Origin of the sequence: Mesorhizobium sp. WSM2561 (assembly GCF_000513915.1) — a bacterium.
Lineage (GTDB): Bacteria > Pseudomonadota > Alphaproteobacteria > Rhizobiales > Rhizobiaceae > Mesorhizobium > Mesorhizobium muleiense.
This window is the reverse complement of the sequence record NZ_AZUX01000001.1, coordinates 536,297-555,214: the sequence shown is the minus strand read 5'-3', so window position 1 is coordinate 555,214 and position 18,918 is coordinate 536,297. Positions and strand designations below refer to the sequence as shown.

16 protein-coding genes are annotated in these 18,918 nt (G+C 62.7%); 8 read left to right on the top strand and 8 right to left on the bottom strand.

All coding sequences use genetic code 11. From position 1 onward, the window contains the following. The first annotated feature begins 72 nt into the window (after positions 1-72). Positions 73-1,512, top strand: a complete 1,440-nt coding sequence (locus tag M727_RS0102760; RefSeq protein WP_027151376.1) for a polysaccharide biosynthesis C-terminal domain-containing protein — start codon at positions 73-75, stop codon at positions 1,510-1,512. Positions 1,513-1,615: 103 nt separating this feature from the next. On the opposite strand, the gene M727_RS0102755 is transcribed toward M727_RS0102760, so the two are convergent. The 3 genes from M727_RS0102755 to wecB are packed head-to-tail and all read right to left on the bottom strand — an operon-like array spanning position 1,616 to position 4,894. Then, the gene (locus tag M727_RS0102755; RefSeq protein ID WP_027151375.1) at positions 1,616-2,419 is read right to left on the bottom strand and encodes a WecB/TagA/CpsF family glycosyltransferase; all 804 of its coding nucleotides are present in this window, start codon (positions 2,417-2,419) and stop codon (positions 1,616-1,618) included. Then, the gene (gene wecC, locus M727_RS0102750) at positions 2,416-3,747 is read right to left on the bottom strand and encodes a UDP-N-acetyl-D-mannosamine dehydrogenase (protein ID WP_027151374.1); all 1,332 of its coding nucleotides are present in this window, start codon (positions 3,745-3,747) and stop codon (positions 2,416-2,418) included. Before wecC ends, M727_RS0102755 begins: the two co-directional genes overlap by 4 nt. Further along, entirely contained in the window at positions 3,740-4,894 is a 1,155-nt protein-coding gene (gene wecB / locus M727_RS0102745; protein ID WP_036261106.1) for a UDP-N-acetylglucosamine 2-epimerase (non-hydrolyzing), read from the bottom strand. Before wecB ends, wecC begins: the two co-directional genes overlap by 8 nt. 260 nt (positions 4,895-5,154) lie before the next feature. On the opposite strand from wecB, the gene M727_RS0102740 reads away from it, so the two are divergent. Beyond that, positions 5,155-6,534: a hypothetical protein gene (locus M727_RS0102740; RefSeq protein WP_027151372.1), complete on the top strand. Its 1,380-nt coding sequence runs from the start codon at positions 5,155-5,157 to the stop codon at positions 6,532-6,534. 17 nt (positions 6,535-6,551) lie between these two features. On the opposite strand, the gene M727_RS0102735 is transcribed toward M727_RS0102740, so the two are convergent. Both M727_RS0102735 and M727_RS42895 read right to left on the bottom strand, forming a co-directional pair. Beyond that, positions 6,552-7,859, bottom strand: a complete 1,308-nt coding sequence (locus M727_RS0102735) for a VpsF family polysaccharide biosynthesis protein (protein ID WP_027151371.1) — start codon at positions 7,857-7,859, stop codon at positions 6,552-6,554. Then, entirely contained in the window at positions 7,856-8,152 is a 297-nt protein-coding gene (locus M727_RS42895) for a hypothetical protein (protein WP_236377645.1), read from the bottom strand. The genes M727_RS0102735 and M727_RS42895 overlap by 4 nt, the downstream gene beginning before the upstream one ends. Between M727_RS42895 and M727_RS0102725 the strand changes: the two genes are divergently transcribed. The 6 genes from M727_RS0102725 to M727_RS0102695 all read left to right on the top strand — a co-directional run bounded on the left by M727_RS0102725 (position 8,151) and on the right by M727_RS0102695 (position 15,509). After that, entirely contained in the window at positions 8,151-9,596 is a 1,446-nt protein-coding gene (locus M727_RS0102725) for a GumC family protein (RefSeq protein ID WP_245268370.1), read from the top strand. The two genes, M727_RS42895 and M727_RS0102725, sit on opposite strands and share 2 nt — an antisense overlap. Positions 9,597-9,604: 8 nt before the next feature. Next, positions 9,605-10,711 carry a glycosyltransferase gene (locus M727_RS0102720; RefSeq protein WP_027151369.1) on the top strand — a complete coding sequence of 369 codons (1,107 nt, stop codon included), beginning with the start codon at positions 9,605-9,607 and terminating at the stop codon, positions 10,709-10,711. 262 nt (positions 10,712-10,973) lie between these two features. Next, positions 10,974-12,206, top strand: coding sequence for a mannonate dehydratase (gene uxuA, locus M727_RS35695; RefSeq protein WP_051505493.1), 1,233 nt, complete (start codon positions 10,974-10,976; stop codon positions 12,204-12,206). 258 nt (positions 12,207-12,464) lie between these two features. After that, positions 12,465-13,442, top strand: coding sequence for a tripartite tricarboxylate transporter substrate-binding protein (locus tag M727_RS0102705; protein WP_027151368.1), 978 nt, complete (start codon positions 12,465-12,467; stop codon positions 13,440-13,442). 86 nt (positions 13,443-13,528) lie between these two features. After that, on the top strand, positions 13,529-13,990 hold the full coding sequence (locus M727_RS0102700) for a tripartite tricarboxylate transporter TctB family protein (protein ID WP_027151367.1): 462 nt from the start codon (positions 13,529-13,531) through the stop codon (positions 13,988-13,990). Positions 13,991-14,000: 10 nt separating this feature from the next. Next, positions 14,001-15,509 carry a tripartite tricarboxylate transporter permease gene (locus M727_RS0102695; protein ID WP_027151366.1) on the top strand — a complete coding sequence of 503 codons (1,509 nt, stop codon included), beginning with the start codon at positions 14,001-14,003 and terminating at the stop codon, positions 15,507-15,509. A gap of 90 nt (positions 15,510-15,599) precedes the next feature. On the opposite strand, the gene M727_RS0102690 is transcribed toward M727_RS0102695, so the two are convergent. From M727_RS0102690 to M727_RS0102680, 3 genes are read right to left on the bottom strand one after another with little or no spacing between them, the layout of a single operon-like run. Continuing rightward, a complete protein-coding gene (locus M727_RS0102690) occupies positions 15,600-16,676 on the bottom strand; it encodes an ABC transporter ATP-binding protein (protein WP_036261102.1) in 1,077 nt (358 codons plus the stop codon). A gap of 5 nt (positions 16,677-16,681) precedes the next feature. After that, entirely contained in the window at positions 16,682-17,728 is a 1,047-nt protein-coding gene (locus M727_RS0102685) for a carbohydrate ABC transporter permease (RefSeq protein WP_023797762.1), read from the bottom strand. Then, complete coding sequence (locus M727_RS0102680) at positions 17,725-18,861, bottom strand: sugar ABC transporter permease (RefSeq protein ID WP_036261268.1); 1,137 nt, start codon at positions 18,859-18,861, stop codon at positions 17,725-17,727. Before M727_RS0102680 ends, M727_RS0102685 begins: the two co-directional genes overlap by 4 nt. Positions 18,862-18,918 lie beyond the last annotated feature (57 nt).

The following is an 18,918-nucleotide window of genomic DNA, read 5'->3' as shown; positions in this document are numbered from 1 at the left end:
CCCTTTGCCGTCATCACGCTGGATTTTCCGCCGGTCGACGGTTAACGAAGGTGAATTTTCGGGGACAACCCTTTGCTGCTGCGCTCCACGCTCATCTATGCCCCGGCGATCCTGCTGACGCGGATTTCCGCGCTGCTCCTGCTGGTCATCGTGACGCGGTTGATCGATCAGACCGAGTATGGCCTGCTGACCCTGGTGGTGACCGTCGGCGAAATGACCGACGTTGCCGTAACCAACTGGCTGCGCATCGCTTTGCTCAGGCTTGGCGGCAAAGGCGACGTCAGCCGCGGCAGCCTGATGCTGGCCGGGCGGGTGTTGCTTGCCAGCACGGCACTGGCGCTGATTATATCCGTGGCTGCCTCGGCAGTGGTCGTGCCGGAGCGCTGGGTCGAGTTCGCGATCGCCGTCTGCAGCTACCTGATCGCCGGTTCCATCGGCCGTTTCGCGTTGACGGTGCTGCAGATGCAGCAGCGTCATTCAGTCTATTCGATGCTCGAGTTCCTGCGCGCCGTGCTGCAACTCGCGCTGCCGATCGGCGCCATCGTCCTATTTCAAGATTCCTTTCTGACGGTATCGATCGGCTCCAGCCTCGGTGTGCTGATTGCCGGTATCGTGGCGGGCATAATGGCATCCCGACGCGTCATTGCCGGTCCGCCACGCTTTACCCAAAAGGAGTTCTTCGTCCTCGGCGTGCCCCTGGTCATCATGGCGCTGGTAGGCTTCGGCCTGCACAGCGCCGAGCGTGTGTTCCTCAAGATCTATTACGATGCCGGCGCAGTGGCGATCTTCGCCGCAGCCTATGCACTGGCCCGCCAGCCCATCGATATGGTCGCCAACTCCATCAACATGGGCGCCTTTCCCGAGGTGGTCAGTCGGTTCGACGACGACGGGCCTGCGGCATCGGGCCGGCTGCTGTCGCAATTGATGGCCTTGATGATGCGCCTTTGCCTGCCGGTTGCAGCGATGCTGGTCGCACTCAGCAGCGATATCACGCAGCTCCTGCTGCCCGCCGAATATCACGGCCGTTTCGGCCTGCTCTTTCCGATCATCGCCTTCAGCGTGCTGTGTGCCAATCTCGCCAGCTTCGTCTATGGCACCGTGGTACACGCGCACAAGCGGCCGTGGCTGCTGATCATCGCCAATTCCTTCGGCTCGGTGGCGACAATCGCATTGTCCGTGCTGTTGATCCCGCCGATGGCGGAGGTCGGCGCTGCTTTGGCGCTGGCGGGCGGATCGCTGGCAGGCCTTTTAGCCTGCATCATCATCAGCGAACGGCTCACCCCGGTGCCGGTGCCATGGCGCGACATCGGCGTTTCGGTCGTCATCTCGCTCAGCACCGGGCTGGCCGCCAGCCTTGCCAGCGCTCTGCTCGGCAATCTGCCGGCCATCTTCCCGCTCGTCGCCGGCGGCGCCGCTGGCGCAGTGGTTTTCTTCGGGCTGACCTGGCTGTTTTATCCCGCCGCCGCGATGCAATTCGTAGCCAAGCTGAGGGCGCGGCTGCGGCTCGCATAGGCCGCAACGACATTTGCCGAATTGTCGTTCCATAGTCCTGGAAAAAGCGGCTCCGACTTCGGACTGATGCAGCAGCCCAGGGTCGGCGCCCTGGTAAAGCTATTTATGGATCGACCTTCCGGCGTCCCCGACGGCCCCATAACTCCCGGCACAGCAGCGCCGCGTAGGCGGTGTTGGTGTCATAGTAGCGGCGCCACAAGCGTCGCGGCTCCTGTGCCACGCGAAACAACCACTCCAGACCGGCCGCTTGAACCAGTTTTGGCGCCCGGGCAACCTTGCCGCCATAGACATCGAAACTGCCGCCCACGCCCATGACGAAACTCGGGGTGAGTTCGTCACGATAGCGCTTGATAAAGCGCTCCTTGCGCGGCGTCGGCATCGCCACCAACAGGCAGTTGGCCCCCGAGGCGTTGATCGCCTCGACGATGCCGGCCTCGTCTTCCGGCTTGAAATAGCCATTGCGCATGCCGGCGACAACGAGACCCGGATGATCCCTGGCAAGTCGCATTCCAACGGCATCGAGAACGGATTGTTCGGCGCCCAGGAGGAAGGGCCTGAAGCCACGATTTGCGCAGAGGCTCAGCAGATTGATCATGATGTCGACGCCGGCCACCCGCTCCGGCAGTGCGACGCCGCAAAGACGCGCCCCCCAAAGCACGCCGATGCCGTCGACGTTGATCACATCCGCCGTCGCCACATCCTCCCGCAGTTCGCTATTGTTGCGCATGTTCACAAGCTTGGCGACATTCACCACCACATGATGCAGCGGCCGCCGCAGGGTCATCGCCTCATCGGCGATGGCCAGCGTCTCGGCCATGGTCAGCGCATGGATCGGCGCGCCAAGGAATTCCCGGCGCCGCGATGCCAACAGGCGATGCTGCGCCCAGGCCGGGTCGTGCGCGTTCATGCGGCCTCCTCTGCACTTGCAGGAAGCGCCTCGATCGCTGATTTCTTGCCTTCGATGCGTGCGTCGGGCTTGCGTGCCTTGCGCCAGGTCCACAAACCCCTGGTGTCGATGAGCTTCTTGTCCTTGAGCGCTTCGGGATCGACCAGATTGAACTGCCGATGGTCGACCAGCAGGACGACGATATCGCACTGGTCGATGGCGGAAAGCGCATCGGTGAAGACGATGCCCTTGCCCTCGAGCTCATGCGGCAGCCTGTGTGCGTTGGGTTCAGCCGCAATGATCTTCAGGTTGGGAATATCCGACAAAAGCTTCACCACCTCGACGGCCGGGCTCTCGCGCATATCGTCGATATTGGGTTTGAAGCTGAGGCCAAGGCAAGCGATCGTCTGTTTGCGGGACGGGTCGAGCAAGGCTTGTATATCCCTGACCACCGACAACGGACGCTCGGAATTGATCCGGCGTGCCGAAGCCATCAGCCGCGTGCTGTTGGGTGCTGCATCGATGATAAAATACGGATCGACCGCAATGCAGTGGCCGCCGACCCCCGGGCTTGGCTGCAGGATGTTGACGCGGGGATGCCGGTTGGCGAGATCGATCACCTCCCAGACGTTGAGCGACAGATCCTGGCACACCGCCGCAAGCTCGTTGGCAAAGGCGATGTTGACGTCGCGAAACGCGTTCTCGGTCAGCTTCACCAGTTCCGCGCTTTCGGCCTGGGTCGTGAACAGGTCGCCGGCAATAAAGGTTGAATAGAGTGCCGCGGTGCGTTCCGACGACTTGCGCGACAGTCCGCCGATCGAGCGATCGTTGTTGATCAACTCGGTAAGGACCTTTCCCGGCAACACCCGCTCGGGCGAATAGGCGACCAGGACATCGGCCTGTTCGCCATGCACGAGAGGAAATTTGAGGTCGGGCCGCAACTCGGCAAGCAGTCCCGTCATGATGCGCGTCGTGCCGACCGGCGATGTCGATTCCAGCACCACAAGGTCTCCCCGCTTCAGCACCGAGGCAATGCTGCGTGCCGCCGCGAGCACATAGCTCACGTCAGGCTTGTGGTCCTCGGTCATCGGGGTCGGCACGGCGATGACAAAGGCGTCCGCCGGCTGCGGCGTGCTGAAAGCCCTGAGCTTGCCGTTGGCCACAACCTTCTGGATCAGACCATCGAGGTCCGGCTCGACGATGTGGATCTCGCCGCGATTGACCTTCTCGACCACCGCTTCGTTGACGTCGACGCCGATGACGTCGAGCCCGCGACTGGCGAAGATGGCACAGGTCGGCAGGCCGATATAGCCCATGCCGATAACGGAAACGGTCTTGATCTCAGCCATGATGCAGCAGTTCCTCAACGATCCGGTTACTGGCCCGGCCATCGCCATATGGGTTGTGTCGTTCCGCCATGCCGCGATAGGCCGCCTGGTCGTCGAGCAGGCTGTTGGCATTCAACAGGATCTTTTGGATATCGGTGCCGACGAGACGGGCGGTGCCCGCCGCGATCCCCTCGGGCCGCTCGGTATTCTCACGCATCACCAGCACCGGCTTGCCGAGCGAAGGCGCTTCTTCCTGCACGCCGCCGCTATCGGTCAGCACGAGATAGCTCTGCTTCTGCAGGAACAGGAACGGCAGATAGTCCTGCGGGTCGACCAGGTGGATATTCGGCACCCCGCCCAGTTCTGCGTTGACCACCGAGCGCACATTGGGATTGGGATGGACCGGATAGACGATCTGCACGTCCTCGCGCACCGCCAGCCCCTTCAGCGCCGTGCAGATACGATGGATGCCGCCGTCGAAATTCTCACGACGATGTCCGGTGACGAGGATCATTTTCTTGGCGGGATCGAGGAACGGGAAGCGGGCGGCAAGTTTTGCGCTCATCTGCCTGTCGGCGTCGATCGCGCCGGAAAAATGCAACAGCGTGTCGATCACCGTGTTGCCGGTCACGAAGATGGTGCTCGCAGCCTTTCCTTCGGCGATGAGATTGTCGCGCGCCTGGATGGTCGGCGCGAAATGCCAGGTCGCGATATCGCCGGCAATCTTGCGGTTCAGTTCCTCCGGAAACGGAGAGTTGATATCGTGGCTGCGCAATCCTGCCTCGATGTGGGCGACCGGGATGCGCTTGTAGAAGGCAGCCAGAGCCGCAGTCATCGCCGTGGTCGTGTCGCCTTGCACGAGGACGATATCGGGCTTCGCCTTCTCCAGCACTTCGGCCATGCCCAGCAGCACACGCGAGGTCACGTCGAACAATGTCTGGCCGGGCTGCATGATGTTGAGATCGTGATGCACCGGCAGGCCGGTCAGTTCGATGACCTGGTCGACCATCTCGCGATGCTGGCCGGTGATGCATGTCTCGGTGATGAAACCTGGATGGGCAAGCGCGGCACGCACCACCGGAAAGCACTTGAGCGCCTCCGGCCTGGTGCCGAACACGATCAGCAGTTTTTGCCTGGACGGCAGGTTTGAATGTGAAAGGACGTTCATTGCTGATCCTGGTCGCCAGAAGGCGTCGCGACCTGCCGATTATTCGCCACGAGCCATAATAGCGGCAGAAGCCGCCTCCGCGACCTTAAATCTTAATATATGATTAACAGCCAAGCTACGTCCTCCCCGGTAACTCTTATGAAAGCCCAAACCGATAGGTATCCTGGCAGAGTAGGGTTGAAAAAGAACATATTCGATTGACTAACATTTTAATCATCGGCCACACGGTCGGATCTCGGCGCTGGGAAAATGAGCTTTTTGTGCGGTTGAGCGCAGCCGGTCACGTGGTTTCGAGCGGCCGCGCGCCGACGCCTGCGCCGATCGCACGCGGCCTGGATGTTATGCTGGCGATCGAGAGCCGGCGCTTCGGTCCCTCATTGGCAAGCCGTTCCGAGCCGTTGCCGTCTGGCGGTTCTGGTCCAGCCGACCTCGTAATCGATCTCACCGGCACTGCCGTACGACGTGGCACGCCGGTTCTGACGCTCGAAGTTTGCGGCCACAGCACCTTCCCCGCCGGTGTGGCCGAGATGCTGGCGAGCGGGCGATTGCCCGAACTTGCCGTTTGCCTCGATAGCGTCGCAGTCGCTCGGGGGCGACCGATGCTCAGCGACCGGCTCTGGCTGTCTCGCAGTTGCAACGACCTGCTCGCTGGGGCCATCTCGCTGGTCGCGCAAAGCGTCGCCCGTTTTGCCGCGGGCGAACTTGCGCCGATAGCCGATAGCCCGGCGCCGATCCTGAGGAACGGCAGGTTTGTCCGGCACTATCTGCCTTTTTTCTGCAAGGGGCTGGTCGATCGCGCCGTGCAAAAACTCAGGCTTGGACGGCGTCCCTTCTATTGGCAGGTTGCCTATCGGCTGATCGACGGGCCAGGTGTCGCCGAAACCGGGCAGCTCGACGGTAAGCCGTTCACCGTCCTGCCGGACGATGGCCAGCGATTCTATGCCGATCCGTTCGTCCTCGAGCGGGATGGCCGCCACTATCTGTTTGTCGAGGAATTTCCCTACGCTACGGGTCGCGGCGTGATTTCTGTCGCCGAACTGGGTGACGGCGGCAGCTTCGGCGTACCGAGGGTGGTGCTGGAGGAAAAGCACCACCTGTCGTATCCGCAGGTGTTCGCTCACGACGGCGAGATTTTCATGATTCCTGAAAGTGCGGCGGCGCGCGAGCTTGTGCTCTACCGCGCCGCGCAGTTTCCAGATCGCTGGGTACGCGACACCGTGCTGTTGACGGACAAGGATTTCAATGATGCCACGCTGCTCGAATCGGACGGCCGCTTCTGGCTGTTGGGGACGGAGCGGTTCGGTTATGGCAGCGCGTCGGACACGATGGCGGTCTATTCCGCACCCTCGCTGCGCGGGCCGTGGGTTGCGCACGCGCTCAATCCCATCGCCGTCGATCACTCGGCCGCTCGCCCCGGCGGCGCCTTTATCGGCCACGGTGACGCCCTGGTGCTGCCGGTGCAAAACGGGTCGAGAGCCTATGGCGGCGGTCTCGGGTTGATGCGCCTGGAACGGCTTGACGATTTCGACGTCCGTTTTGCGCCGCCCCGCCCGATCGGCCCGGGACCGGCATGGGCCCGCACGGGGATTCACACGCTCAACCGCGCAGGCAATGTCGAGGTTGTGGATAGCGCCGGCTGACGCGTCGGGAGCCTGCGCTATCCAGGCCGACCCAGTTTTGGCTCGGATGCAGCCGCGGCCGACAGTATGCTCCCGGGCCCGCTTCGAAACGAAGCGTTTCTATAGGCAAGCAGCAGCACCACGATAATCGTGATCTCCGGCGATTTTGACGAGAGCGCGTTGTTCGACAGCGCAGCAAGCAGGAACGTCATGGTGCCGATCCATGCCGGCAGCGGCGCCCCGCGCAGCAACCGGAAAATGAACCAGAATACCAGCACGATAAAGAGCGCGGCTATCGGCAAGCCGAAGAGCATGATGATGACCACCGGCGCGCTCTCGATGTAGGGCAGATGCAACTTCTCGTTCACGATCGCCAGCAGGTCATCGACGTTCATGCCGAACAGGATGTCTTTCCAGCTGACAAGTCCGAACACCTGGTAGATCGTCACCCGCGCCATGAAATTTTCGTCAAAGATCGTGTTGCCGAATCGGTTCAGCAGCCCGCCCGAAAACAGTAGGGCCACCAGCACTGCGCCGCCCGCCACGGCGAACAGCAGCACGACAGACTTGGCCTGCCGCTGATGCTTGAGGGACAGGCGCGGCCAAGGCACGAACATCAGCAGGATGAGGGTTTCTGCGGCAGCGAGCAACAGGGCGGCGCGGGCGCCTGATGCAGCACAGCCGACGAGCAATACGAAGATCGCCAGCACCCGCACCCATATGCGCCAGTTCGTCAGCGGTACGAACCCGATGACTGTGGCGCAGAGCGCGCCCAGGGCCAGCGGGTGCGCCGATAGGCCGATCGGCCTGAACTGCAGTTCGTTGAGACCGTAGGGCAGAAATCGATGTTGAGTCACCGCTTCGATCGTGCCCATCACAGCGCTGAGGACCACCATCCCAAGCACGAGGTCGCCCAAGGCACGCCGCACTTGCGCGTTCAGGGCCAGCATCAACAGGCCTGCGGCGCCCGCCACCAGATAGGTATCGATGATAAACCCGGAGGAGCCGGCGCGGCCGGTGATGAACAGATACGGCACCAGGGCGAAAATCACCGCAGAATAGAGCAGCAGAGCCTTGAAGATTCCAATTTCGTCGCCCTGCAGCAGAAACGGTCGGCTGAAAAGGACGACAGGAAGCAGCAGGAAGATAGCATAGGTGCCGACATGCAGTTTCTCGTAGAACGAACCGCCGTCGGCGGTATAGTCGACGACCATGTTCATGATCTGCGGTGAGACCGTGAAGCGGAGCAGGAACGCCAACGCCGCGCACAGGAAAAACAGAAGCGACAGCGCGTTCTGACGGCGCGCCTGGCTGGATCGTTCCGATACGGCAGCTGGATAGCTCATGGCCGATCCAAGTGAAGGTATTCAAACGCCATTCTGGCCAACGAGATCCATTCAAGGGACCGCTGAACGGACGCGGTGCGTGTCTCGGCAAAATATGCCAACTTGGAAAATGACATGTTAACGATCTTTCTGTAGTGCTGGTCCGCGTAGCGAATAACCAGAGTTAGCACCATGTCCGCCGCTTCCGGCACAACCCCTCCCTCTGCAGCGGGTTCCGACGTCAGCGCGTTCGAGCGGATCGCCAATGCGCGGCGCGCCAGCAGGGCAAGGCTGCAACAGGACGCTCCGGTCATGGCACGCCCCCCTGTCCCTGTCACTCCGCCCACGCCCGAGCCTGTCCCAACGGTGACGCTCGACAAGATCGGCGATTTCCTCGAACTCGATTTTCGACGCCTTTTTGTCTGGCTGCGTGCCGGGCTCGTCCTGGCATTGATGCTGGCTGTGGCCGGCGGCGTCATCGGCGCCGCCTACGGGTTGCTGAGCAAACAGCGTTACACCGTCACGACGGAAATCCTCATCAATCCTGCCAATTTGCAGGTTGTGGAAAACGATGTCTACTCGCAACCGGGCCAGGTCGACAGCCAAATACTGAACGCGCGCAGCAAGCAGCGCATCTTGACCTCCGGCAACGTGCTTGCACGTGTGGTGGACGAACTCGGTCTAGCCAACGATCCGGAGTTTTTCGATCCGGACCAGACCGCTTCCAGCTCTGGTGCTGCAGCGAGTGGCGGCAGGTCCGATCCGAAGCTTGTCGCCCAAAAAAACCTGGCGCAGCGGGTCAGCGTCGCTGCAGATGAAACCTCGTTCGTCACAACCCTCGCGGTATCGGCAGAAACCACCGGCAAGGCGATCCTGATCTCGCAAGCCATGGTGAAGGCTTTCCAGGAAGAACTGGCCAAGGCCGAAGCTGCTGGCGCCGGCCGTGCCGCAGCTGCTCTTGAGGGCCGGCTCGGCCAACTCAAGCGCGACGTGCAGGCAGCCGAGGAGAAGGTCGAGAGCTACAGGCGCAGTCACAATTTGTCGGCCAGCAATGGCCAGCTTGTCAGTTCGCAGACGATGACGCAGCTCAATAGCGAAATTGGCGAGGCGCAATCGCGCGTCATCGCGGCGCAGGCAAGTTACGACGCCTTGGTTGCTTCCGGTGTCAATGGGGCCAATCCTGACCCCGCGGTTTCGGCAGCACTCTCAGTGCTGCGCGACAAGGCGAATGGCTTGCGGCAGCAGATCGATTCTCAGTCCATGACCTTTGGTCCGCGCCACCCGACGATCGTCCGGCTCAGGACAGAATTCGAAACCGTCAGTTCTCAGCTCAGGGCGGAGTTCTCCCGCACGGTCGGCACGGCAAAAGCCAACCTGGACAAGGCCAACGCCTCGTTGACTTCTCTCACCGCCAGGATGAACGCTCTGAAGAACAACGTTTTCACCGACAGCGAGTCCCAGGTCGCCCTGCGTGAGCTTGAACGCGACGCCGCCTCGAGAAGGGCGGTCTATGAAAGCTTCCTGTCTCGCGCGCGCCAAATCACCGAGCGCGAGCAGATCGACACCACCAATGTGCAGGTGATTTCCACCGCCGTGCCGCCACCGGGGCGCTCGTGGCCGCCCCGCACCCCTGTGACGGCAGGCCTGGGAGCTTTCGCCGGCTTTGCTCTGGGCATGCTGCTGGCCATTGCCATGGGCATCGTTCGCGACATGCGCCAGCCGCCGAACCGATCAGGCATCGGCGTCAGCCGAGCCTGAATCCAGGCATGGCGAAGCGCATTGTCTTTCACATCGCCAGTCTCAGGGGCGGCGGCGCCGAGCGTGTCTTCGTCCTCATGGCAAACGAATTGGCATCGCGTGGGCACGATGTCACCCTTTTTACCTGGAACGCGCAAGGACCCAACGCCGCGCTGCGCTCGCCTGCCGTGCATCTGGTCGATTTCGACCTTCCCATCCGGGGCGAGGGTTACGGCAAATGGGAGACGCTGAAAGGCATCGTGCGAAGCGCAGGTTTGTTCAGCCGCCTTGGTCCGCATGCGGTCTACAGCGCCCCGGAATTTGCCAATCTGGTCGTGGCGCTGGCGCTTCTCCTGGCGCGAAGCCGAGCGCGGTTCTTTCCAAGCTTCCACGCAGCCGCCTCACTGCCTTCCAGCAGCCTCGGCGCGAGAATAGCGGTCTGGCTTTCCGCGCTGGTTGCAGCGCGCGCAACCAAAGCCATCGCCGTCTCAGCGGGTGTCGGCCGCGACATTGCGGCCCGCGGCTTTCCCAAATCCAAGATTGTCGTCATCAACAATCCGCTGCCGCCGGTTGCGGCGCTCGAACAAGATTCCCATGCATGGCAGGCACAGCTGGCGACGATGGGCGATGGCCCGGTCATCGCCACCGCCGGGCGCCTGGTGCCGGTCAAGGACCATCGGACCTTGCTGCGGGCTTTCGCTATCCTGCGCGCCGGCCGCCGCGCTCGGCTTGTCATCTTCGGCGAAGGTCCGCTGGCTGTCGAATTGCGCGCCTATGCCGAGGAAACCGGTATCGGCGCGGACGTGCTCTTTGCTGGCTACGTCAACGACCCAGCCGCCTGTTATGCCGCAGCCGATCTGTTCGTCCTTTCCTCGACGAGCGAAGGCTTTGGCAATGTGCTGGTCGAGGCCATGGCTGCGGGCGTCCCGGTAGTCTCCACAGATGCGCCACATGGCCCGCGCGAGATTCTCGGTGACGGTCGTTTCGGCGCCTTGGTGCCGGTCGGCGATGCCGCGGCTATGGCAAAGGCGATGGCTGAAATGCTGGACCACCCCACTTCTGCCGCCATCCTGAAAAGCAGGGCGGCGGATTTCGAAGTTGAAAAGATCGGCGATCTGTACGAAGCGCTGCTCTAATGCATGTCGCCCAAAAGTGCGCAGCGGTTTTGGGTCAACGACATGCACAAAAACAAAGACTTAAAGCGCGTCGCATGAATCCCTTCAGACACGACGCGCTTTAGCCTAGAAATTCGCGCTGGCGTCGATTGCCGTCAGCCGCTATCGCCATTCGCGCCGACACCGGAATCTGATAGCAGCGGATGAAGAAAAGCAGCAGGTCGGTCACCGCGGCAGGAGCGCGGGCGGGCCGCACGGCGATTCTTATTACGGGAGTGTTCGAATGAGACATGTGTGGCGTTGGTTCGGCCCGGTCGACAAGGTGACGATTGCGGACGCGCGTCAAGCCGGGGCGCAAGGCATCGTCACGGCCCTTCACCACGTTCCTCACGGCGCCGTCTGGCTGCCCGCCGAAATCGAAAGGCGTCAGCGCGAAGTCGCATCCTTGCCGGATGGAAGCGCAAGCGAACTGACCTGGGAGATTGTCGAAAGCCTGCCGGTTTCCGAATCGATCAAGACGCAGGTCGGCGAATGGCGCAGCCATCTTGCCAACTACAGGACATCGCTGGAAAACCTGGCGCGAGCCGGCATTTCGGTCATCTGCTACAATTTCATGCCCGTGCTCGATTGGACCCGCACCGATCTTGCCTGGCGCCTGCCGCATGGCGGCACCACCATGCGCTTCGATCTGATCGACTTCGCCGCATTCGACATCCATATCCTGAAACGCCAGGCGGCGCCCGGCGACTACACACCGGAGATCGCCGCCGAGGCGGCGCGCCGATATGCGCAAATGGATGACCATGCGCGCAAGATTCTGGCAAGAAGCGTCAATTCCGGCCTGCCGGGCTCGACCGAAGACACGTCTCTCGACGGCCTCGCGGCTCAACTGTCAAACTATGACCGTATCGACGCAACAACCCTGCGCCGGCATTTCGTCGATTTCCTGGCGGAGGTCGTGCCCACGGCCGAACGCCTCGGCCTGCGACTCTGCTGCCACCCCGATGACCCGCCGTTTCCGCTGCTCGGCCTGCCGCGCATCATGTCGACCGAGGCCGACTACAGCTACGTTCTGGACGCAGTCGACAGCCCGGCCAACGGCGCGACGCTGTGCACCGGATCGCTCGGCGCGAGACCCGATAATGATCTGCCCGGCATGATCGAGCGGATGGGGCCAAAAATCCACTTCGCCCATCTGCGCAATGTGCGCAAGGAAGCGGCCGGCACCCCCTGCTCGTTCCACGAGGACGAGCACCTTGCCGGCGACACCGACATGGTGGCGGTGGTGGCGGCGCTGCTTCGCGAGGAAGCGCGGCGCAAAGTGGAAGGCCGCCAGGACGCCGTCATCCCGATGCGCCCCGACCACGGCCAGGATATCCTCGATGACCTGACGCGCGGGGCGCAGCCCGGCTATCCGGCCATCGGTCGGCTCAAGGGATTGGCCGAGCTCCGCGGCGTCGAACATGCGATTCGCAGATCGACATCAGGAGAGCCGCTCTCCACTTATCCCGCATAATCCAGAGGAAAGGCGTAAGGCCGGTCCGCGGCCTGTGCTCGTTAAACATGCCATCTTCGACCATTGGGCGCCCGGCAGTCCGCCTCCGGCTCGATGGCACCTTTTCACCCATTTGCGCGGACTTGTGTATAATAGCAGCATGCGGCTTGAGTCCGATTGCAATCCGCTAGGTTACGCTAGTTATTGGTCCACCCGCAGCCGGTGTTGAGAAGAACTCCAGGAGGCGGTTGGGAATTCATATCCTGGGAGGAAATTGAGATGAGAAGATTCGCCGCCGCTCTGGCCGCCGCCGCCGCCGTCTCGCTGTATTCGTTCGCCGCGGGCGCGCAAACCTATCCCGAACGCACCATCACCGTGGTGGTGCCGTTTTCGGCCGGCGGCCCGACCGACACGGTCACGCGCCTCGTCGCGGAAGCCATGTCGAAAGATCTCGGCCAGCAGATCATCGTCGAGAATGTCGGCGGCGCCGGCGGCACACTGGGCGCCGGTCGCGTCGCGAGCGCCGAGCCGGACGGCTATACGCTGCTCCTCCATCATATCGGCATGGCGACCAGCGCCACGCTGTACAGAAAGCTCGCATACGACACGCTGAACAGCTTCGAATATGTCGGCCTCGTCACCGAGGTGCCGATGACCGTCGTCGGCCGCAAGGACCTCGAGCCGACCGACCTGAAGGGGCTGGTCGACTACGCCAAGGCCAACAAGGATACCGTCACCGTCGCCAATGCCGGCATAGGCGCGGCCTCGCATCTGTGCGGCATGCTGTTCATGAGCGCGATCGGCACGCCTCTGGTCACCGTGCCCTACAAGGGCACCGGCCCGGCCATGACCGACCTTCTCGGCGGCCAGGTCGACATCATGTGCGATCAGTCGACCAACACCACCAAGCAGATCCAGGGCGGCACGATCAAGGTCTACGCCGTCACCTCGGCTGAACGCCTCGATGTTCTGCCGGACGTCCCGACGACGACGGAAGCCGGTCTCCCGGAAGTGCAGGTCGGCATCTGGCACGGCCTCTACGCGCCCAAGGGCACGCCGGCGGAGGTCACCGAACGCCTGTCGAAGTCGCTTCAGGTCGCGCTGAAGGACCCGAATGTCGTCGCCCGCTTCGCCGAACTCGGCACCAAGCCATCGCCTGAAGCTGATGCGACTCCGGCCGCGCTGAAGGCCAAGCTGGAGGGCGAGATCGCGCGCTGGAAGCCGATCATCGAAGCCGCCGGCCAGTACGCCGACTGAAGTCTTCACAAACGGGGCGCCTACCAGCGCCCCGTTTTTTTCACACCGGCATCGGCGCGCCCGCGGTGCGGGCCTGGGAGGACGTCATGAAACCCTTCACAATCGACGCGACCAACGGCATATGCGCCGCGCTGTTCATCTTTCTCGGCGGATTTTTCGCGCTGCAGTCGCTCGACCTCGAAATCGGCACCGCCTTCCGCATGGGACCGGGCTATTTCCCGCTGGTCCTGGCAATCGTGCTGATCCTGCTCGGCGCCGTCATCCTCGTCGAAGCGGTGCGCTTCGAGAGCGAGCCAATCGGCCATGTAGCCTGGCGCGGCATGCTGTTCATCCTGCCTGCCCCGATCTTCTTCGGCCTGACCGTGCGCGGCCTCGGCTTCCTCCCCTCGATCTTCCTGACGGCGCTGATCGCATCCTTTGCCAGCGGCCGCATGAGGCCGCTGACCGCGCTCGTGCTCTCCGCCGGCCTGACGCTGTTTGCTTTCCTCGTCTTCAGCTATGCGCTCGGCCTGCCGTTCCGGCGCTTCGGCCCGTGGCTGCAGTTTTGAGGAGATGAACATGGAACTCCTCGACAACCTCGCGCTTGGTTTTTCGACGGCCTCGTCGCTGGCAAATCTCGGTTTCTGCCTGATCGGCGTCCTTCTCGGCACGCTGATCGGCGTTTTGCCCGGTATCGGCGCCACCGCCACCATCGCCATGCTGTTGCCGATCACCTTCCAGATCGGCGACCCGGTTTCCTCGCTTATCATGCTCGCCGGCATCTATTACGGCGCGCAATATGGCGGCTCGACTACCGCCATCCTCATCAACATGCCTGGCGAATCCTCGTCGGCCGTCACCGCCATCGACGGCTACCAGATGGCCAAGAACGGCCGCGCCGGGGCGGCACTCGCCATCGCGGCGATAGGCTCGTTCTTCGCTGGCACGGTGTCGACCTTCCTCGTCGCCGTCTTTGCCCCGCCACTGACGGCGATCGCGCTGGAATTCGGCGCGGCCGAGTATTTTTCGCTGATGATCGTCGGCCTCGTCTCGTCCGTCGCGCTCGCCCACGGCTCGATTGTCAAGGCGCTGGCGATGGTCGTGCTTGGCCTGCTGCTCGGCATTGTCGGCACCGACATCTACACCGGCACGCCGCGCTTCACGCTCGGCATCCGCGAATATGCCGACGGGCTGAATTTCGTCGCGGTGGCGGTCGGCGTCTTCGGCGTCGCCGAGATCCTGCGCAACCTCGAAAACGAGCACGAGCGCTCGGTGATGATCCGAAGCGTCTCCGGCCTGATGCCGACCCGCGACGACTTTCGCCGCATGGCGGCGCCGATCGTGCGCGGAACCATCATCGGTTCGGCGCTCGGCATCCTGCCGGGCGGCGGCGCGATCCTTGCAGCCTTCGCCTCCTACACGGTCGAAAAACGCATATCGAAAAACCCCGGGGAATTCGGCAAGGGCGCCGTCGAAGGCGTCGCCGGGCCGGAATCGGCCAACAATGCCGGTGCGCAGACCTCCTTCATCCCGATGCTGACGCTCGGCATTCCGGCCAACCCGGTCATGGCTCTGATGATCGGCGCGATGATCATCCAGGGCATCGTGCCCGGCCCCAATGTCGCGATCGAACAGCCGGCGCTGTTTTGGGGCATCATCGCCTCGATGTGGATCGGCAATCTGATGCTGATCATCTTGAACCTGCCGCTGATCGGGCTTTGGGTGAAACTCCTGACGATCCCGTATTACGTGCTCTTCCCGATCATCATGGCGTTCTGCTCGATCGGCGTTTACAGCGTCAACACCAACATCTACGACCTCTACGCCGTCGCCTTCTTCGGCTTGCTCGGCTATCTCCTGACCAAGCTGCGCTGCGAACCGGCGCCGCTGCTGCTCGGCTTCGTGCTCGGCCCGCTGCTCGAGGAAAACCTGCGCCGCGCCATGATTCTCGCGCGCGGCGACCCGACCACCTTCGTGACGAGGCCGATCAGCGCCGGCTTGCTGTTCATCGCCTTCGCCGTGCTCGTCATCGTCTTCCTGCCGGCGGTCAAGAAGAAGCGCGAAGAGGTGTTCGTGGAGGAGAATTAATATATGTCGCGCAAAAGCATGCCCTTGGGCCTGACCCGAGGGTGCGCAGCGGTTTTGCGATAACGACATCCATAAAAACAAGAACTTAAGTCACGCGGCCGCCTGTCTGCCGGCGCGGCCGCCGATGCGGGCTCCAGTTTCCGCATCGAACAGAAAGACGGCGGCATCCTGGAAGGTGATGCCGATCGGCTCATCCATGTCGTAGTGCGCCGATTTATCGGCCTTGACGGTTACGGTGGCCCCACCGAACTGGCAGGTGATCAAGGTATGATCGCCGATCAGTTCCACGGCATAGACCCGCGCCGCAATCTTGCCCTCCGATGGGCCAGTGACCCGGCAATCCTCGGGCCGGAGGCCGGCAGTGACCTTTTTCCGGCTTTCGGCAACGCTGGTCGCAAATCGCCCTTCCGCGCAGGCGAAGCTACCCTCGACCAGCTCGCCCCTAAGAAAATTCATCGGCGGCGAGCCGATGAAGCCGGCGACGAACAGGTTCGCCGGATCATCGTAGATTTGTCGGGGCGTCGCGATCTGCTGCACGACGCCGCGGTTCATGATGGCAACACGGTGCGCCAAGGTCATGGCCTCGATCTGATCGTGGGTGACGTAGATCGTCGTCACGCCCAGATCGGCCTGCAGGCGCTTCAGTTCCGAGCGCATGTGGCCGCGCAGCTTGGCGTCGAGGTTGGAGAGCGGCTCGTCCATCAGGAAGACGCTCGGCCGCCGCACCATGGCGCGGGCGAGCGCGATGCGTTGCCGCTGACCGCCGGAAAGCTGCCGTGGGTAGCGGTCGAGGAACTCCTCGAGGTGGACCTTGACGGCGGCGCTGCGCACGGCGGCGTCGCGCTCAGTGCGCGGCACACCACGCAGCTTCAGCGGATATGCGATGTTCTCCGCAACCGTCATGTGCGGATAGAGCGCGTAGGACTGGAACACCATCGCCACGTCGCGATATTTGGGCAGCACATGGGTGACGTCGCGGTCGCCGATGAGGACGCGGCCGGAACTCACCGATTCAAGCCCGGCCACCATGCGCAGAGCTGTCGTCTTGCCACAGCCTGAAGGGCCGAGCAGCACCAGGAACTCGCCGTCCTCGATCTCCAGGTCGAGCCCTTTGACAACCTCGACCGCGCCGAAGGACTTGTAGATATCGGACAGGGTGACCCGCATAATGACTAGCCCTTCACTGCGCCGACCAGCAGTCCGCGCGCGATATGCTTCTGCAGGATGCTGGAGATTATGATCACGGGGGCGATCATCACGGTGATCAACACCGACATGTTCCACCATTGCGGCCCGCGGGTCGTGTTCTGTGCTGATACCAGCACCGGCATGGTCTGCGCATCGGCATTGGAGAGGAAGAGGGCCAGCAGATACTCGTTCCAGGCAAGGATCAGCACCAGCAGGAAGGTCGCGACCAGGCCGGACCGCACCAGCGGCAGCGCGATGGTGAAGAAAACGCGGAACTTGGAGGCGCCGTCTATTTGTGCGCTCTCCTCGAGGTCGAGCGGGATGCCGGCGAAGAAATCGCGCGTCAGCCATACGACGATCGGCAGGTTGATAGCGGTGTAGGTGGCGATCAGCGCCACCTGCGTGTCAAGCAGGCGCATCTGCTGGAACATCACGTAGATCGGCAATACGGCGACGATCGGCGGCATGATACGGTTCGAGATGATCCAGAACTCAATGTCGCTGTTGCCGACCGCAAGCTTCGTGCGTCCAACGAGCGTGAACAGCGCAATGACGAAGAGAGCTGCCGCCACGACAATGGCGATCTCCCACCGCACGCCGAAAGTGGCCACCGCCACGATGATTGCGGTGAGCAGGATCAAGAAGATTGCAACAGCGGCGAGCTTCACCTGGAAGCGGATACGCACGAGCGCGTAGGCCGCCAGCGAGCCGATCAGAACTGCGAGCAGTGTGCTGGCGACCGCGACAACGACCGAATTCATGTAAGGGCGCAGCGTGTAATTCTGCACCAGCATGAAGTCCCATGCCTGAAGCGAAGGGGCAAAGTCGACGAACGGGAGATAGAACGGCCCGTTGTCGACCTCCCCAGGCCCCTTGAAGGACGTGATGAACACCCAGTAGAGGGGAATCACCACAACCAGCGTCCACAGGGACAACAGCACATAGGTCAGCACCCTGGCGACCGGCGCCTGGCTGTCGATCGAGGCCGGCTCGAACAGCCGGCGCGCCAGCGAGCGCGGCTCGGTGCTCATGCTTCGAACCGGCGCGCCGGCCGGACCACGAAGTTGAAGAACGAGACGCATACGATGGTCGAGATGAAGAGCAGCATGTAGCCGATAGCGGCCGAGCCGCCGAGATCCTGGGTGCGCCAGGAAATGAAGGAATGGAGCGTCATCGATTCCGTCGCCAGGCCGGGACCGCCGCCGGTGAGCACGTTCGGCAGGTCGATGATCTTGAAAGCCTCGATGAGCCGGATCAGCACGACGGTAGCGGCAATCGGCGCGATCGCTGGCCAGGTAATGTCGCGAAAAATCTGGAAGCCGTTGGCTCCGTCGAGCCGCGCCGCCTCGACCTGATCGCGCGGCTGGTTCTCGATGGCCGCCAGCAGCACGATAAACATGAACGGCGTCCACTGCCAGGTGTCGCCGACCAACACCATCAGCCGCGCCGACCAGGCCTCTGTCGCCCACGACCACTCGCTGATGCCGAAAGCGCGCACGAGTGGGGCGAAAGGCCCCTTCTGCATGTCGGCGAGCATTCGGAACGTGTAGGCGATACCGACCGGGGTTACCATCAGCGGGATGAAGAAGAGGACGCGAAAGAAATTCCGGCCGCGGATCGGCTGGCCGCACAGCAGCGCGAGGCCGAGCCCCAGTGCGAACTGCACGGACACGCCGACGAACACGTAGAGAAGCGTGTTGACGACAGTCCCCGGCACGCCGCCCGGCGCCATGGTGGCCAGCGCAAGAACCGCCAGGCCCATCGCCATCGCCGTCGCGAGAAGCCGACCAACCGTGCCGACGATGGTCGGCCTGCCACGCAACAAGTAGCGGGCGAGGAGGAAAAACAGCCCTGCCGCGATCAAGGCCAGCAAAGCGGATTGGACAAAGCCGAACGTGCCAAACTTGCCGAGCAGGTGATACTGCTGCGAGCCGACCAGCAGCTTGCGGAAGTTCAAAAGTCCGATGAATTTCAGGGTGAATCCGCCCGGCGCGAGCGCAAAGCGCGAAAGCGCGAGGTAGGCCGAGATGATGAGCGGAAAAATTGCGAAGCAGAGAAGCACGATGACGGCTGGCAGCACCATGATCCGGCCGGAGTGACCGTCCAGCCATTCGGCCCAGCTGCGGCGGTCGGCAGCGTCTGGCATCGTGTCGGTTGCGGTCATCATACCCTGAGAAAGTGGGGCAGGCATCAGGCCCGGCGCGGACCGATGCCACGCCGG

Excerpts from the sequence above, each read along its gene's own strand:
- wecB (WP_036261106.1), bottom strand. The coding sequence starts at position 4,894 with ATGAACGTCCTTTCACATTCAAACCTGCCGTCCAGGCAAAAACTGCTG.
- M727_RS0102735 (WP_027151371.1), bottom strand. The coding sequence starts at position 7,859 with ATGAGCTATCCAGCTGCCGTATCGGAACGATCCAGCCAGGCGCGCCGT.
- wecC (WP_027151374.1), bottom strand. The coding sequence starts at position 3,747 with ATGGCTGAGATCAAGACCGTTTCCGTTATCGGCATGGGCTATATCGGC.
- M727_RS0102695 (WP_027151366.1), top strand. The coding sequence starts at position 14,001 with ATGGAACTCCTCGACAACCTCGCGCTTGGTTTTTCGACGGCCTCGTCG.
- uxuA (WP_051505493.1), top strand. The coding sequence starts at position 10,974 with ATGAGACATGTGTGGCGTTGGTTCGGCCCGGTCGACAAGGTGACGATT.
- M727_RS0102755 (WP_027151375.1), bottom strand. The coding sequence starts at position 2,419 with ATGAACGCGCACGACCCGGCCTGGGCGCAGCATCGCCTGTTGGCATCG.
- M727_RS42895 (WP_236377645.1), bottom strand. The coding sequence starts at position 8,152 with ATGACCGGAGCGTCCTGTTGCAGCCTTGCCCTGCTGGCGCGCCGCGCA.
- M727_RS0102700 (WP_027151367.1), top strand. The coding sequence starts at position 13,529 with ATGAAACCCTTCACAATCGACGCGACCAACGGCATATGCGCCGCGCTG.
- M727_RS0102725 (WP_245268370.1), top strand. The coding sequence starts at position 8,151 with ATGGCACGCCCCCCTGTCCCTGTCACTCCGCCCACGCCCGAGCCTGTC.
- M727_RS0102685 (WP_023797762.1), bottom strand. The coding sequence starts at position 17,728 with ATGAGCACCGAGCCGCGCTCGCTGGCGCGCCGGCTGTTCGAGCCGGCC.
- M727_RS0102705 (WP_027151368.1), top strand. The coding sequence starts at position 12,465 with ATGAGAAGATTCGCCGCCGCTCTGGCCGCCGCCGCCGCCGTCTCGCTG.
- M727_RS0102720 (WP_027151369.1), top strand. The coding sequence starts at position 9,605 with ATGGCGAAGCGCATTGTCTTTCACATCGCCAGTCTCAGGGGCGGCGGC.
- M727_RS0102690 (WP_036261102.1), bottom strand. The coding sequence starts at position 16,676 with ATGCGGGTCACCCTGTCCGATATCTACAAGTCCTTCGGCGCGGTCGAG.
- M727_RS0102680 (WP_036261268.1), bottom strand. The coding sequence starts at position 18,861 with ATGACCGCAACCGACACGATGCCAGACGCTGCCGACCGCCGCAGCTGG.